Here is a 15,764-nt window from a genome sequence, read left to right on the forward strand (position 1 = left end):
GATGAATCTCTACTATTTTTGGCCTTTGAACTCAGTGGGAGGAACGCCCGTTATCTTCTTAAAGACGCGGCTAAAATAGTTCGGGTCCTTATAACCCACTTCAAAGCTGATTTCCTTAAGCGTAAGGTTGCCGGCCTTAATCAGAGAAATGGCTTTATCAATCCGCAGCCGGGTTACAAAGTCGATGAACGTTTCTCCGTATTCCTGTTTGAAAATTTTACTGAAATAGTGAGGATTCAAATGGACGAAATCAGCTACTTCTTCCAGCGAAAGATCATCGTTGAATCGTTCCTCGATATACATTTTCGCCCTGCCCAGCATAGTCAGTGTTTGAACCTCCCGCTGTTCGCGTATCCGTTGCAGTGCTGACATGACGTACGTCTGCTGAAGCATTCCTTTCTCCGCTTTGACGGCCAGCACAGAAGCATTTCCAGCCTCTGACGACTTCAGTTCGTCAAAGTGGCAGTAACCCCCATCTCGCTTGCGTAGGGTAGAGGCAAAAACGGCTTCGAAATAGGACTTGCGAAGTCCTTCCTCGCCGCTATGCAGCGATCCGATTCCAATGGCTGTCTTTATGCCAAATTGCTGCTGGGCAAGCTCGGAAAGCTGCTGGACAAGGTGTTTAACCAGCTGCCGCCAGCCGTTTTCGCCGGTGGCAGGCGGCTTTCGTAAAAAAGTGGCTACATGATGGTCGATCAAGGAGCTTACAATGGAATTCGGGCCATGCGTTTTTACATAGCTTCGGAAATGATCGTAAATTTTCTTTTTATCCTGCTCGTCCGTATATCCGTCAAAGGCGGCAATGATGGCGCTTCCCTGATCAAGAGGAAAGTCCAGCCATTCCGACAGCTGGGAAGCACTCGAATCCACCGTCTGGTCGACCATAAGCATTAAAGCCAGCTCATTTTCTGCGAGCGGCATCAGCTGTGAGATTTTGTGCCTAAGCTCCAGTTCTTCCGTACGTGCCCGCTTCTCGCGCTCAATTTCTTCAATCAGTTGTTTCAGTGTACCGATGACCAGTTCTCGCTTCGCCGGCTTTAGAATATATTCTTTTACACCCAAAGAGAGCGCCTCCCGGGCATAGGCAAAATAATCATAGGCGGTGACAAGTACGAATCGGGTATCGGGAAGCCGATCCTTTAATTCACGAAGCGCTTCAAGCCCATCGATTCCGGGCATATTGATATCCAGAATGGCAATATGGGGACGGTGCTCTTCTGCGCATTCGATCGCCATGCGGCCGTTGCCGGCATGAATAAACCGGAATACCCCCGGCATCGCCCGTTCCACTGTCAATTCCAGTCCTTCCCTCTCCAAAGCCTCGTCATCCGCGATCAACAACCGATACATCAGTCTGCTCACTCTCCTTCTTGAATGGAATTCGTATTGTTATGGCAGTACCTTGTCCGGTATTGCTGCTGATTTCAACCATTTCTTCCTTTCCGTAAAACAACTGCAGTCGCTTAAACACGTTTTGCATTCCAAGTCCCGTTGAACTGCTGCTTTCGGCTCCGCCTTCAAGACGGAGCACGGACAGTCGGGTTTCCTCCGTCATGCCCTTTCCGTTGTCCGATATTTCAATTTGTACATCCTCGCCCGCTCTCGACAGCGTCAATGCGATAATGGCTCCGTTTTCCATATCTTCCACACCATGAAGAAAAGCGTTTTCAATGAACGGCTGGATCGTCAGGGCCGGAATTTGCTGCTGAAGTACGGAAGCGTCAAAGTGAAGATCAAAGCGAATTCTATCCCGGAAGCGCGCCTGCTGGATCGTTACGTATTCGCGGATATGATCCAGTTCCTCCTGGAGAGTTACAGGTTTGTCCAGCTTCTGCAGGCTGTATCGCAGCAGATTGGACAGCGAAACGATCAGGTCGCTGGTTTTCTCCGCCCCTTCCAGGATCGCCAGCTTGGAGAGCACATTTAAGGTATTGAACAAAAAGTGCGGGTTCATTTGATTTTGTAGGGCCAGAAGCTCCAGCTCCTTCACAAGCCGCCGCATTTCCAGACTCTGTTTATCCTTCTCGATGAGGATGCTCAAATCGGCGGACATCTGCGAAATGGCGTCCGACAGTACGCCTAGCTCGTCATCCCGTCGCAGTTGGGGCTCGATATTCAGATTGCCTGTGGCGATTTGCTTCGCCAGTGCGACAAGTCTGCCAACAGGGCCAGTAATACTGCGCGAGACCCAGATTGCAAGCAAAACCCCCATCAGCGCGTTCATGCCGAACAACGCCACTCCCAATCCGTTCATTTGCTCATTCTTGTTCCGGATGTTCTCGATGATCGGTCGGTAGTAAGCCAGCTCAGCGTCGATCAGTCGCTGTCCCTCCTCGTGGATATAGCTGACAGTTTTCTCCGCTTCAATATAATGTTCAAAGGCCGATTGAGGATCTTGTGCATTTGTGTCCAGAACTGCGGCTTGTTTCTGTTCAAGAAATGTAGCCAACAGATTCACGTAGTCCTCCTCGGCGAAAGAAGGGGCGGCGGAGACTTCCTGAATTCTGCCTTTCAACTGCATCAATTGGCGTTCTGTCGGGCCCTGCACAGCCTTATCGTCTCTCGGATTAAGCAGATAGGCGTATAGGAGCTTTAAGTTGCCCTCCGCCGACTCGGAGGTTTGCTCGATGAGCAGGATTCGGCCAAGCATTTCATCGTAGCTCTGTTGTACGACCTTGCCACTTTGGAATACAAAATAAGCGATGATATTCGCGAACACTACTAGGAGGGGGATGAACAGAAGCAGCTTCGTTCTGATTGTCATCGTCCGTCATCTCCGGCCATGTTGTCAGGAGTGTCCGCATGCACTTCATATACCCTGGTGTATGTTAATTTCTGGGGATCATTCCCCTTTAAATAATCATTCAGCAGTTTTATGGCCTTAGCCCCCATTTCCGCGGGCTGCTGAACAATGGTCAGTTCGATTTTGCTATCTCTGATGGCTTCCAATGTATCGGCCATATCGTCAAAAGCGAAAATCTGCAAACTCCGCGCTCCGTTCCGCTCCGAGGCTTCCAGAATGCCAGGGCCGTCCAGCGCACTGAATCCGACCATGTAGCGGATCTGTGGATACCGGGTGAGCATGTTCTGAGCTTGCTGGGCTGCCTGAAGCCGCGAAATATCCGAGGAGCGAATCTCCACAATGCGGAGCTCGGGATAGCGGTCGATCACGGAACGAAAGCCGGCAAGCCTGAGCCGCTGGTTCTCGACGCGCTCGTTGCTGATCATAACTCCAATGTCGCCACGCTCTCCGGAGGCTTTCGCCAATAGCACACCCATCCGCTTTCCTGCTCCTTCGTTATCCGTTCCGACATAAGCCAGTCTTCGGGAGTCCGGCTCATCCGTATCGATCGTGATGACGGGTATGCCAAGTCCGGCCGCTTTGTCGATTAATCGGCGATACTCTGGATCATTTATCCCTTGAACCAGAATTGCATCCGCCTTGGCGGCGATCGTTTTATCCAGCAGTTTGATCTGCTCGGACGGATTAATGCGGTCCGGCCCGATATAATCGAGCCGCATACCGTACTGTTCTGCTTCCTTTCGGGCTCCTTGTTCGATTGACCGCCAGTAATAATTGTCCAACTCCTGCGATATCAATACCACTTTTGTATCGGAAACTCCATCTTTTGTTGAAACCGTTTTCAATTGCTCTGCAAATTGGTGAATTTGAAGAGAAGACAGAGTGAACTGAAACAGCAGCCAGGCAAATGGCAGGAAGACGGGGATAAGGATAAATGTCCATTTACGGTTTGACATGTCTTGCTCCTTTGGAAATATTTACAGACTCAACTCATTATACAGCAACAAAACAACTGCACGCAGTTATCGATGTGGAAGTTAGGATTTTTGACACCTAAACACAAATCTGGTCATGATTTTGATAACGCTTCCCACAGGCATGTTGCTACAATGACGGTATATTACAATTCTCATACCGGAGGTTGATTACCGTGTCATTTAAAGTAGCTTTTATTGGAGCGGGAAGTATTGGTTTTACCCGTGGAATTTTGCGAGACCTGTTGGCGGTGCCGGAATTTAACGAGATTGAAGTGGCTTTTACGGACATTAGTCAGCACAATCTGGATATGGTCACTGAGCTGTGCCAGCGGGATATTCGGGAGAACGGTTTGTCCATACAAATACAGTCCTCTACGGATCGAAAGCTAGCTTTAAAAGATGCCAAATACGTTATTTGTACGATCAGGGTCGGTGGTCTGGAAGGCTTTGCGACTGATGTGGATATACCACTGAAATACGGCGTGGATCAATGCGTAGGAGATACGCTGTGTGCCGGAGGAATCATGTACGGGCAGCGCGGGATCGCTGAAATGCTGGACATTTGCAAGGATATCCGCGAGTTGAGTGCACCGGATGTGCTGCTGCTGAACTACTCGAATCCGATGGCGATGATGACGTGGGCCTGCAACAAGTACGGCGGTGTGCGTACGATTGGTCTATGTCACGGCGTCCAGCACGGTCATCACCAGATTGCCGAGGTGTACGGTCTGGAGAAGCAGGCTGTGGATATTGTGTGTGCCGGAATCAATCACCAGACATGGTATATCCAGGCATCCCATAAAGGGAAGGATCTAACGGCAGGACTGCTGGAGGCTTTTGAAAAGCATCCCGAATATAGCCGCACCGAAAAGGTACGGATCGATATGCTTCGACGTTTTGGCTATTACAGCACGGAATCAAACGGTCATTTAAGTGAATATGTCCCTTGGTATCGGAAGCGTCCGGATGAAATTCTAGACTGGATTGATCTGGGCAGCTGGATCAACGGAGAAACAGGTGGCTATCTGCGCGTATGTACGGAAGGACGCAACTGGTTCGAGACCGATTTTCCAAACTGGATGAAAGAAGACCCATTGGTGTACACGGCGGAGAATCGTGGTGAGGAACACGGCTCGTACATTATCGAAGGACTGGAAACCGGGCGTGTATACCGAGGGCATTTTAATGTCGTCAATAACGGAGTAATCTCCAATCTGCCGGATGATGCGATCATCGAAGCACCGGGATACGTGGATCGGAACGGTATTTCCATGCCACATGTCGGGGAGCTTCCGCTCGGTCCTGCGGCCGTCTGCAATGTAAGTATATCCGTCCAGCGTCTGGCTGTCGAAGCGGCTGTGCATGGGGATGATAAGCTGTTGCGCCAGGCGTTTATGATGGACCCGCTGGTGGGTGCGGTTTGCAATCCGAAGGAAATATGGCAAATGGTTGACGAGATGCTGGTAGCGCAGGAAGCATGGCTTCCACAATACAAAGCGGCGATTGCCGAGGCGCGTCAGCGTCTGGCTGCAGGTGATCTAATCCCAACTCGTCCTTATGAGGGAGCGGCAAGGCTTAAGGTTAAGACGATTGAGGAAATGCAACTGGACCGGGAGGCGGCCAACAAAAATGCGGGCGAATCCGACAAAGGCAAGGAACGTGAAAAGGTGCAGCCCAGCCAAGCCTAGCAGCTTGGTACAATCGCATTAGCGTTCACTGCATGTACGTACATGCATGATGAATGACCGTGAGGCTATCCAACGATAACTACACAACCAGAAAGGGTATTTTCATGGCTATGAGACCTGAAAATACCCTTTTATTGTTGATAGATTTAACCATTGGGCATGGATCGCAGTCCGAGATTTATAATGTCGATTTTAGCTGACGGAAATTAAAGAATGCGCCCTAATTTTTAGGAATCTGCTCCTTTTTTGTCGAACTCGAATCTTGGAAAGGTTGTCACATCAGGGATAATTCATCATACGAGGGACTCGGCGATCAGAAACGGAGAGCCGGAAAGAACTGGAAGTGTGGCAATCCAGTGCCTAATTTATAAACTAGACCTTAATTTATTCAATTTACAGCAGATTTCAGGGTTACTATAATCTAACATAGGAGGTGACAAAAAGGGGATAATACGAAAATTCGGGCGCAAGGAAACACAGAATGCGCTTACCTTTGCGGCTATGCACGCTACTTTTTTTGAGGAAAGAGGGTGCAATTCACGCAGGATCACGTAACAATCATGTGACGACATAGGATGAGTAAACAAAATTTAAGAAAGATAGGTGAAACAATTGAAAACAAAGCAAGTGCTTCGTAAAGGCATGAAGTATGCTTTTGCGTTATCACTCGTCGCAGGTAGTCTTTTACCAACTACAGGATTTACAGGAAAAATAAGTGCAGAATCTCATGTGGACAACCCTTATATCGGGGCAACAAAATATATTAGTCCTGATTACGCCGCTTTCGTCGATTCATCAATTGCCAAGGTTACCGATGCTAAGCTGAAAGCGAAAATGCAAACCGTCAAATCGTTCCCGACATCCGTATGGCTCGACCGTATCGCTGCCATTAACGGGACTGCAGACAATCTTGGCCTGGAAGCGCATTTGGATCAAGTATTGGCCCAAAAGAAAGGCGACACTCCAATTACGGCAGAGTTTATTATATATGATCTGCCCGGACGGGATTGTCATGCCTTGGCTTCCAACGGTGAGCTTCCGCTGACCCAAGCAGGTCTGGAAACATACAAAAAGGATTATGTCGACAAGATTGCTGAGATCCTTGCCAACCCCAAATATAAGGACATTCGTATCGTAACGATCATTGAACCGGACAGTTTACCGAACCTGGTAACCAATATGAGCGATCCAAAATGTGCTCAAGCCAAATCCACCGGTATCTATGAAACCGGCATTCAGTACACAATCAACAAACTGAACGAAATTCCTAACGTATACAAATACGTAGATATCGGTCACTCCGGCTGGCTCGGTTGGGATAACAACCGTTCAGCAACAGTTTCCCTGTATACCAACGTTTTCAGAAACACATCTAAAGGACTGTCCAGCGTAGACGGCTTTATCACCAATACAGCCAACTCTACGCCGCTGGTTGAGCCTAATCTGACTGATTCCAACCTGAATATTAATGGACAGCCGATCAAGTCTTCCAAGTATTACGAATGGAATCCTTACTTCGATGAGCTGCATTTCACAGAAGGTCTGCACAGAGATTTTGTAAATGCAGGCTGGCCAAGTACTCTCGGTATGCTGATTGATACCGGCCGTAACGGCTGGGGTGGACCGAACCGTCCAACTAAAGCTACAGGTAACGATATTAATTCGTACGTGAACTCAGGCCGTGTGGACAGACGTGACCATCGCGGTAACTGGTGTAACAACAGTGGCGCAGGTATGGGGACACCTCCTGAAACCGCTCCAGCTTCCCATGTCGATGCATATGTATGGGCGAAACCTCCGGGTGCTTCCGACGGCTCCAGCTCGCTCATTCCGAACAATGAGGGCAAAGGCTTTGACCGGATGTGTGATCCTACTTACACAACCAGTGACGGCGTATTGACAGGCGCATTGCCAAATGCTCCGATTTCTGGTGCTTGGTTCCATGATCAGTTCGTTATGCTCGTGAACAATGCATATCCAGCAATCAAAGCTGCCGATGGTAGCGTAGACCCAGCACCTACGCCAACACCTACACCAACACCAACCCCAGAAGCTCCGGCAGTACCGGCAGACTTACAGGGAAAATTGGGAGTGAAGGTGACTTGGGCTGCTTCCACTGGTGCCCAAAGCTACACAGTGAAGCGTGCTACCAGTGAAGCAGGTCCTTTTACAACGGTTGCGTCTCGTGTAACAGGCACAGAATACACGGATACAGATTTGACGAATGGAACGACTTACTATTATGTAATAAGTGCTACGAATGCAAATGGTTCAAGCAAGGATTCGGCTGTAGTGAAAGTGACTGTTGGATCGAAGGCTACTACACCAACAAATCCTACAGATCCAACACCAACACCAGATCCAACCCCTACACCAGAACCAACACCAACACCAACACCAGATCCAACTCCGACTCCAACAGAACCTGCAGGTGACCTGTCTGTTCTGTACCGGGCTGGAGATACCGATCCAACGAATAATGCAATTAAACCATTTTTTAACGTAAAAAATAACGGAACAACTCCTGTGAAGTTGAGTGACCTGAAAATCCGCTACTACTTCACTAAAGAGGGTAACCAAGACATGCAGTCTGCAGTGGACTGGGCACAAATAGGTAATGATAACGTGCTGCGTACCTTTACAGACAAATATATTGAAATTGGTTTCAGTCCTGCTGCTGGCACGCTTGCTGCTGGAGCACAAACAGGTGAAATTCAAGTCCGTATTAACAAAAACGACTGGTCTAATCACGATGAATCCAATGACTACTCGTTCGATCCAACCAAATCCTCTTATACAGAATGGAACAAAGTAACGTTGTTCCAAAATGATCAGCTGGTATGGGGAATCGAGCCTTAAGATTGAGACAGAAGATATGCGCTTAAGCAATAGAAGACCCTGAAGGAAAAGCTACGGTACAAACTGCCGTAGCTTTTTTTTTGATCGTCTTCAGCTAAAGAACCTCATGATCAAGAGAATAAGCATTCAAATTGTGTATAATGAAAAAAAAGAATGCTGTTCTACTGTGGAGGTCATCATGAGTAAAAAGTTAATTTTAGATGTAGATACGGGGATCGACGACGCACTTGCCATTGCATACGCTGTTCATTCGCCGGAATTGGAACTGCTCGGCATTACAACCACCTTTGGCAATATCTCGGTGGAGGAGGCGACACGCAACTCACTGATCCTGCTGGAAAAGCTGGGTGTAGAGGCTCCGGTCGTGTCCGGCGCTCACAAGCCGTATGCCCGTGAGCTGTTCAAGCCGTATTCCCGCCATATTCATGGTGAAGACGGCATTGGCAATCAGCTCAAAGGAGCACCATCCCGTCAGGCCGCGCCCGGGGATGCGGCTGATTTTATGATCGAACAGGCTCGTCGCTATGAAGGCAAGCTTACCCTGGTAGCTGTGGGACCGCTGACGAATCTTGCGATTGCACTGGATCGCTGCCCCGAGTTGCCAAAATTGCTTGACCGCCTGATCATTATGGGCGGGGCGGTTACAGTACGAGGGAATGTAACCGAGGCCGCTGAAGCGAATATTTACGCTGATCCGGAAGCCGCAGCCTATGTGCTGGGAGCGGGTTTCCCGCTTACACTCGTCGGGCTGGACGTCACCATGCAAACACTGCTTCCCCAGCATGATGTAGACAAGTGGCGTGAGCAAGGAACCGAGCTGGGCAGGTTTATGGCAGATATGACGGACTTTTATATGGAAGCCTATCGCAATTTCAGACCTGGTATTGCAGGTTGTGCTTTGCATGATCCACTGGCCGTTGGACTAGCTATAGATTCCAGTTTTGTGCGGACGCGTCCGATGCGTATTGCTGTTGAAGTGGGGGATTCCCCTGAAGTCGGTCGCACCCGTGAGGTGCAAAACGAGCGCGGAACTCAGGCGCTGACAACAGTCGATGTGGCACTTGAGGTGGATGCGGAGCGATTTTTGCGTCATTTTCTTAGCAGGGTGGTATAAACAAATAGTTCTGGGATTGCTGATGAAGCTGCATCGGCAATCTTTTGTACATACATGTTGTAAGGCTGCCGGCCCCCCAAAGGAGGAGATTCATTGTGTTTTCTGCTGCTCAACGACTGCCTTTGCTGGAACATATGTATAACCACGCCCCGACAGGAATTTCCATTTTGTCGAGGCAGGGAAAATGCTTGTTCGTTAATCCTGCTTTTTGCCAAATGGTTGGATACGAGCAGGAGGAATTGAAGGACACCCGATATTACCAGCTTTTATATGAAGAAGCTCAAGATCAGCAAGGGATGAGAGCTGCCTATGTCGGCTGGCTGGGGGCTAAGGATCAAGTATACAAGGCAGAACTGCGTTTAAAACATAAGCGGGGAACATCAGTCTGGCTGTCACTGGAATTAACAATATTTGATGATGAGGCTAACGGGCAATCGTATCTGATTGCCTATGCGACGGACATAACGGAGAAAAAAGACATACAGCAGGTGCTCTCGGACAACGAGGATTTATACATGCTGATTACGGAAAATACACCAGATGTGGTCTCATTCAGCACGCCGGATGGCAGGCTTGAGTATGTTTCTCCGTCGGTAGAGAAGCTTTTAGGATATACCAGACAGGAGATGCTCGGCAAAAAATGGCTCGATTTCTATCATGCAGAAGATGCAGATTATATGCGGGTACATGGAAGCTTCAAGGAAACAGGCATCATGAAGCAGCGTGTACGCCACAAGGATGGCTATTATTTGTGGATGGAAGTGTCGTTTCGCATTATTCGGAATGAAAGCGGCGGGATCAAACGCGTTTTGGCCATAGGCCGTAATATTACAGAGCGCCACAAGAGTGAGGAGAATTTGGCAAAAGCGCAGCAACTGGCCATGTTCGGTTCATGGGACTGGGATCTGGTCAACAATGTGATGCACTTTTCCAAAGAATTCCGCAGCATTTTCGGCTATCGTGTCAAGTCGATTGAAACGAGTACCGACGCCTTCATGGCGGCTATTCACCCGGAGGATATGGAGCGGATGCAGCAGATAATTACGAACGTCATATTAAAGGGAATCCACGAAGAGATCTTTTACCGAATTGTGCTGCTGAACGGTGAACAAAAAGTGCTGCGCTCGATCTGGGAAGCCGAAATGGACGAGCATGCAAACAAGCCCATTCAAGTTGTGGGCATGATACAGGATGTTACGGAGCATCAGGAAATGGAGCAGCGTCTTCGGGCAAGTGAAAATCGTTATAAGTCGCTGTTCCAGCATAACCCGCTCGGTATGTGCGCCATGAATATGGAGGGTCAAATCCTGAGCGTGAATCCGAGTGTGGAGGAACTAACAGGCTATACAAGTGGAGAATTGCTTGGAGCTGAACTACTTGCAATGGCTTCCGCCGAGGAACAGGACAAGATCAGGCACCACATGGAGTTGGCCAAGCAGGGAGAGACGCAAACCTATGAAACGCGATTCATACATAAGAAGGGGGAGCGTCTATTCATCAAGATGACCCATATCCCCATTTTTGTGCAAGAGGAAATTGTGGGCTGCTACGGGATTGTTGAAAATGTTACCCCTCTTAAAAGCTACATTGCGCAGATTGAAAAGCTCAGCAGCGAGCATTCGCTTATTTTGAACGCAGTTTCCGAAGGCATCGTGGGTTTAAGCACCGAAGGGCACGTCCGTTTTATGAATCCGGCGGCTGCCGAGATGTTTGGCGTAGGGGTGGAAAATACGCTGGATGACGCATGTATAGGTATAATACGACAAGCTGATGAGATCGGGAGTCATTATCCGGATGAGCAGTCTTCTATTCTCCAGGCGATCCGAAGCGGTGCTTCCTATCAGGCGGAGGAAGCTGTTTTTTGGAAAAAGGATGGGTCCAGCTTCCTTGCCTCTTATCGAATCAGTCCCTTGATGGATAATGGCGAGCGAAAAGGGGCCGTGATGGTTTTTGTAGACATCACGAACGAAAAGGAGATCATTCGTGCCAAGGAATCTGCTGAACGCGCTGATCGGGCCAAGTCCGAGTTTCTTTCCGTGATGAGTCATGAGCTTCGTACACCAATGAACGGCATTATCGGCATGGCAGGGCTGCTCGCTGACACCGAATTGGATGAGGAACAGCGGAGCTATATAGATATTATCACCAGCAGCAGCTCGGCTTTAATGCAGATCCTCAATGAGATCCTGGATTTGAGCAAAATCGAAGCTGGAAAAATGGCGTTGCTGCACGAGCCCTTTGAGCTTGAGAATGTGATGGGCAGTGTGGCAGACCTATTTCTTAGGCAAGCTATGGAAAAAGGCATCCAACTGGAGTGGCACGTGGATCAGGAACTGCCGGGGGTTTTTATTGGCGACCAAGTGCGTATCCGACAGGTGCTGGTGAATTTGGTGAGCAATGCGATCAAATTTACGGAGCGGGGGCGTATAAACATCTTTGCCGAGCAAAAGGCTTACAGTCGCCGCAAAAGGAAGTGCTTGATTGAGTTCAGTGTAACCGATACCGGCATCGGTATTCCCGCCGATCGCCAGCATCTATTGTTTCAGCCCTTTTCCCAGATCCACCCGGCACTGAACCGGAAATACGGAGGCACAGGTCTGGGGTTGTCCATTTGCGAAAACCTGGTTGGGCTGATGGGCGGTTCCATTGGTGTGGATAGTGAAGATGCCCAGGGGTCGACGTTCCGGTTTCAACTGGATCTCATGCTGCCGGAAGAGGAAGCGCTGGCGAATAAGAGGCATGAGATATAGCCGTGATGCATCATGCATTACGGCTATTTTTTGTAATAAATAACCAAACATATAATTGACAAACTGTTCTAACTGTACTATTAATAATAATACAGTTAGAACAGTTTGGAATATGCAGATACATCTGACCAGGTTTTGAAAGGAGGAAGTCCATGTTCGAGCTGGATATCCGCAGCCGCAAGCCAATCTACGAGCAGCTAATGGACAGGGTGAAGGAAATGATTGTGTACGGATCACTTGAGCCAGATGAGCAATTGCCTTCCGTACGGGCATTGTCCGCTCAGCTTACAGTGAATCCGAATACGATTCAGAAGGCGTATCGTGAGCTGGAACGCGAAGGATATATCTATTCCGTCCAGGGCAAGGGCAGCTTTGTCACACCTGCCGAGCAGCAGCCGCAGCAAATGAAGCGGGATGAGATTCGGGCGGCGCTGTTAAAGCAGATGATCGAAGCCGTCCATTTTGGTTTTACGCAGCCGGAAGTGGACGCCATATACGTGGAAGCGATGCAATTGAAGGAAAGGGGGATGTCCCTTGATTGAATTAAGGGAAGTCACAAAGACATTTGCAGAAGACAAGGCGGTGGATCAACTCGCCCTTACAGTGAAGAAGGGCTCCATTTTTGGACTGCTGGGCTCGAATGGGGCGGGTAAAACGACACTGCTCAAAATGATTGCCGGAATCTATCGACCGGATACAGGGAAGGTACTGATCGGGGGGCAAGCCGTATATGAGCAGCCCGAAGTCAAGCAGCGCATTCTGTTTATGCCGGACACACCCTATTTTTTTCCGCAAGCGACGATTCAACAGATGGCCCGTTTTTATCGCTCCATTTATCCGAGCTGGAGTGAGGAGCGATACATGCAGCTTACGGATATTTTTAAGCTGGACCCCAAACGTAAACTACATCGTTTTTCCAAAGGAATGAAGCGTCAGGCTGCATTTTTACTTGCCTTGAGCTGTATGCCTGAACTGTTGATTTTGGATGAGCCGATTGATGGACTGGACCCTGTGATGCGACGAATGATCAAAAATCTGTTGTTCCAGGAAACTGCTGCACGCGAGCTGACCGTCGTGATTTCATCCCATAATTTGCGTGAGATCGAAGACATGTGTGATCACGTCGGCATTATGCACCAGGGACGTATGCTGCTGGAAAAGGAAGTCGACGACCTCAAGTCCGACACCCATAAGGTGCAGGTTGCTTTTCGTGAAAGCGCGCATGAGGAAGCCGTATACAAGCAACTTTCGGTTGTACATAAGGAGCGGAGAGGCAGTGTCCTGCTGCTGATTATCCGTGGGGAACGAGAGCAGATTGCAGAAACGATTCAGGCGTATGAGCCGCATGTGTTCGATTTGCTGCCGTTGACGCTGGAGGAAATTTTCATTTATGAAATGGAGGACGCGGGTTATGACATCCAACCGATTCTTCTGTAGCGGCGGCGTGGTTCGCCAAAGCCTGAGACAGCATGGCTGGATCGGTCTGTTGTACTTGGCGGGATTACTGTTTACAGTGCCACTGCCGTTATTTATGAGTACTGGAAACGAGCAAGTGCCCACGGTTTTGAGAAGCCTGTTCGATGGTACAAGCTCAGGCGATCAGTTGCAATATATCATTTTTTTGACTGTACCTGTGCTGGCGGGTGTGATGCTGCTTCGCTTTATCCAGCGGCAGGGCTCTTCCGATTTATACCACAGTTTGCCTTTACGTAGAGAGCATCTGTTAACGGCACATTTAATTAGCGGTCTGATCCTTTTGATTGTACCCATATGGCTGACAGCGGGAGTAACGGCCCTGGTAAACATGTCGGTCGAGCTGCCTTTTATTTTCCATATTAATGATATTGGATCATGGGCTTTGATTGTATCGATTATTTCGATTTTCCTGTTTGCTTTTACCGTGTTTGTAGGTATCTGTGTAGGACAATCGCTGTTGCAATCTGTTGTAGTGTATCTTTTGCTGCTGTTGCCCTTTTTTTTGTACAACATGATTGGTCTTTTTCTAGGACACAATCTATATGGCTACTCTCAGATTACGGGAACCATTGTTCAGAATAGTAATGGCGTGGAGTTGCAAAGTAGCAATAATATTTGGTATAGTTTATCGCCAATCGCCCGCATTATGGAATTGTCGAGTAGCGCATTTTCATATGTGGAGCTGCTTATTTATGTCGGTGTTTCCTTGCTGTTTGTAATTTTAAGCTATATGTTATATCGCAAACGGCTCGCAGAGAAGGCGACGCAGGCCATGGCCTTTACTTTCTTCCAACCCTTTTTTAAGGCAGGAGTTATGGTATGTGCCATGCTGTTGATAGGAGAATATTTATATAGCACAGGGGGCCATAGGAAAGAATGGTCGATCTTCGGATATGTGCTTGGAGCTATTTTGGGCTATATTGCTGTGGAGATGGTAATCCGCAAGACGTGGCAAATTGTACGTACTCGTGCTTTGCTGGAACTGGTCGCATACGGTGCGGTTTTGGGGTTGGCAATGTACATCCCCACATCTGGCTGGATAGGCTATGAGGAACGGATTCCAACCGCGCATTCAGTCGAGCAAGTCTATGCTGGGGCAAATTTGTATCTGGATGGGGGATCAGCACAGAAAAATCTTTATTTTTCGCAAGATAAAGCTTTTATCGCCGCTGTGCTGAATTTACAGCGTGAGCTTGTGAGAGCACATTCAGTTGGAGAGACGTCCGGGTCCAATAAAGAACCTCAACAAAGGGTATCCATTGCCTATCGTCTGGATGATGGTTCCATTATGACTCGCAGCTATACATTTCCTGAGCAGCCTTTCCGGACAGCGCTGGCGAAAGTGATGCTGTCTGAGCCGTACAAAACAGTAAGCTACTCGCTTGATAAGCTGTACGGTAAAGCAGAGACGATCAGCATTCAATCGGCAGATGATAATGAACGGCGAGTTGTTCTAACTGATCCGGAAGATATTCGTGAATTTGAAGCTGTACTGAAAGAAGAAGTTTTGGGCATGAGCTATAGTGAAATGCAGGCAGGCTCTTACGCGTTGGGGAATATTGAAATTCTGAACAAACCTTCATCTATTTCAGCAGAAGAATCAGAATGGACTCGCAACCTCTCCTATAATTGGCGCTTATCCTTCCACAAGCTGAATGCTTGGCTAGAACACAAAGGATATGCCGACAAGGTGATGATCACGTCGAAAGACATGATATCGGTTCGGGCTATTCCAGTGGTTTCTCAAGAGAAGGAGCCGCATCAGCCTGGCAAGTATATTGAAGCTGCGAATTTATTCAGGATATTGCAGCAGAAGTATAAAGTCACCCCAATTGAAGATCCCAAACTTTGGAATACTGTGCTGGATAACCGAAATGATTATAGCTATGATTCACAAGTGGAGAAAGGCACTTATCTGTTCCAAGTCAAAATCAAGTCCATCAGCGGTTCCGGCTTTCATACGGTTTATTACTTATTAACTCCAAAAGACATCACACCGGAGCTTGCTAAGGTTCTGCCAACAGCTCCTTAAAAGGCTCGGAACAACAAGCAAGAGCTTCTCCACATTTGGACTGACGTAAATAGAGGCATAGAGAT

Annotated in this window: 10 protein-coding genes; 7 read left to right on the forward strand and 3 right to left on the reverse strand. The window is 48.4% G+C overall.

Features of this window, described 5'->3' with window-relative positions; all coding sequences use genetic code 11:
* Window positions 1-12: 12 nt before the first annotated feature.
* The 3 genes from KQI_RS0114555 to KQI_RS0114565 are packed head-to-tail and all read right to left on the reverse strand — an operon-like array spanning window position 13 to window position 3,759.
* Complete coding sequence (locus KQI_RS0114555; protein ID WP_010347530.1) at window positions 13-1,350, reverse strand: AraC family transcriptional regulator; 1,338 nt, start codon at window positions 1,348-1,350, stop codon at window positions 13-15.
* Window positions 1,325-2,764, reverse strand: coding sequence for a sensor histidine kinase (locus tag KQI_RS0114560; protein WP_010347531.1), 1,440 nt, complete (start codon window positions 2,762-2,764; stop codon window positions 1,325-1,327). The genes KQI_RS0114555 and KQI_RS0114560 overlap by 26 nt, the downstream gene beginning before the upstream one ends.
* Window positions 2,761-3,759, reverse strand: a complete 999-nt coding sequence (locus KQI_RS0114565; protein WP_010347532.1) for a sugar-binding protein — start codon at window positions 3,757-3,759, stop codon at window positions 2,761-2,763. Before KQI_RS0114565 ends, KQI_RS0114560 begins: the two co-directional genes overlap by 4 nt.
* Before the next feature lie 194 nt (window positions 3,760-3,953).
* On the opposite strand from KQI_RS0114565, the gene melA reads away from it, so the two are divergent.
* The 7 genes from melA to KQI_RS0114600 all read left to right on the forward strand — a co-directional run bounded on the left by melA (window position 3,954) and on the right by KQI_RS0114600 (window position 15,699).
* On the forward strand, window positions 3,954-5,468 hold the full coding sequence (gene melA, locus KQI_RS0114570) for an alpha-glucosidase/alpha-galactosidase (protein WP_010347533.1): 1,515 nt from the start codon (window positions 3,954-3,956) through the stop codon (window positions 5,466-5,468).
* Between the two features lie 603 nt (window positions 5,469-6,071).
* Window positions 6,072-8,327, forward strand: a complete 2,256-nt coding sequence (locus tag KQI_RS0114575; RefSeq protein ID WP_029390170.1) for a glycoside hydrolase family 6 protein — start codon at window positions 6,072-6,074, stop codon at window positions 8,325-8,327.
* Window positions 8,328-8,505: 178 nt separating this feature from the next.
* On the forward strand, window positions 8,506-9,441 hold the full coding sequence (locus tag KQI_RS0114580) for a nucleoside hydrolase (RefSeq protein WP_010347535.1): 936 nt from the start codon (window positions 8,506-8,508) through the stop codon (window positions 9,439-9,441).
* A 95-nt stretch (window positions 9,442-9,536) separates the two neighbouring features.
* Entirely contained in the window at window positions 9,537-12,191 is a 2,655-nt protein-coding gene (locus tag KQI_RS0114585) for a PAS domain S-box protein (protein ID WP_010347536.1), read from the forward strand.
* A 152-nt stretch (window positions 12,192-12,343) separates the two neighbouring features.
* Window positions 12,344-12,733 carry a GntR family transcriptional regulator gene (locus KQI_RS0114590; RefSeq protein WP_010347537.1) on the forward strand — a complete coding sequence of 130 codons (390 nt, stop codon included), beginning with the start codon at window positions 12,344-12,346 and terminating at the stop codon, window positions 12,731-12,733.
* On the forward strand, window positions 12,726-13,628 hold the full coding sequence (locus tag KQI_RS0114595; RefSeq protein ID WP_010347538.1) for an ABC transporter ATP-binding protein: 903 nt from the start codon (window positions 12,726-12,728) through the stop codon (window positions 13,626-13,628). The genes KQI_RS0114590 and KQI_RS0114595 overlap by 8 nt, the downstream gene beginning before the upstream one ends.
* A complete protein-coding gene (locus KQI_RS0114600) occupies window positions 13,603-15,699 on the forward strand; it encodes an ABC transporter permease subunit (RefSeq protein WP_010347539.1) in 2,097 nt (698 codons plus the stop codon). The genes KQI_RS0114595 and KQI_RS0114600 overlap by 26 nt, the downstream gene beginning before the upstream one ends.
* Window positions 15,700-15,764: the final 65 nt, after the last annotated feature.

It is taken from the genome of Paenibacillus peoriae KCTC 3763 (assembly GCF_000236805.1).
Lineage (GTDB): Bacteria > Bacillota > Bacilli > Paenibacillales > Paenibacillaceae > Paenibacillus > Paenibacillus peoriae.

Bases quoted from the DNA above. Each gene is read 5' to 3' on its own strand.
- KQI_RS0114555 (WP_010347530.1), bottom strand. From the start codon at position 1,350: ATGTATCGGTTGTTGATCGCGGATGACGAGGCTTTGGAGAGGGAAGGA.
- KQI_RS0114560 (WP_010347531.1), bottom strand. From the start codon at position 2,764: ATGACAATCAGAACGAAGCTGCTTCTGTTCATCCCCCTCCTAGTAGTG.
- KQI_RS0114565 (WP_010347532.1), bottom strand. From the start codon at position 3,759: ATGTCAAACCGTAAATGGACATTTATCCTTATCCCCGTCTTCCTGCCA.
- KQI_RS0114580 (WP_010347535.1), top strand. From the start codon at position 8,506: ATGAGTAAAAAGTTAATTTTAGATGTAGATACGGGGATCGACGACGCA.
- KQI_RS0114590 (WP_010347537.1), top strand. From the start codon at position 12,344: ATGTTCGAGCTGGATATCCGCAGCCGCAAGCCAATCTACGAGCAGCTA.
- KQI_RS0114600 (WP_010347539.1), top strand. From the start codon at position 13,603: ATGACATCCAACCGATTCTTCTGTAGCGGCGGCGTGGTTCGCCAAAGC.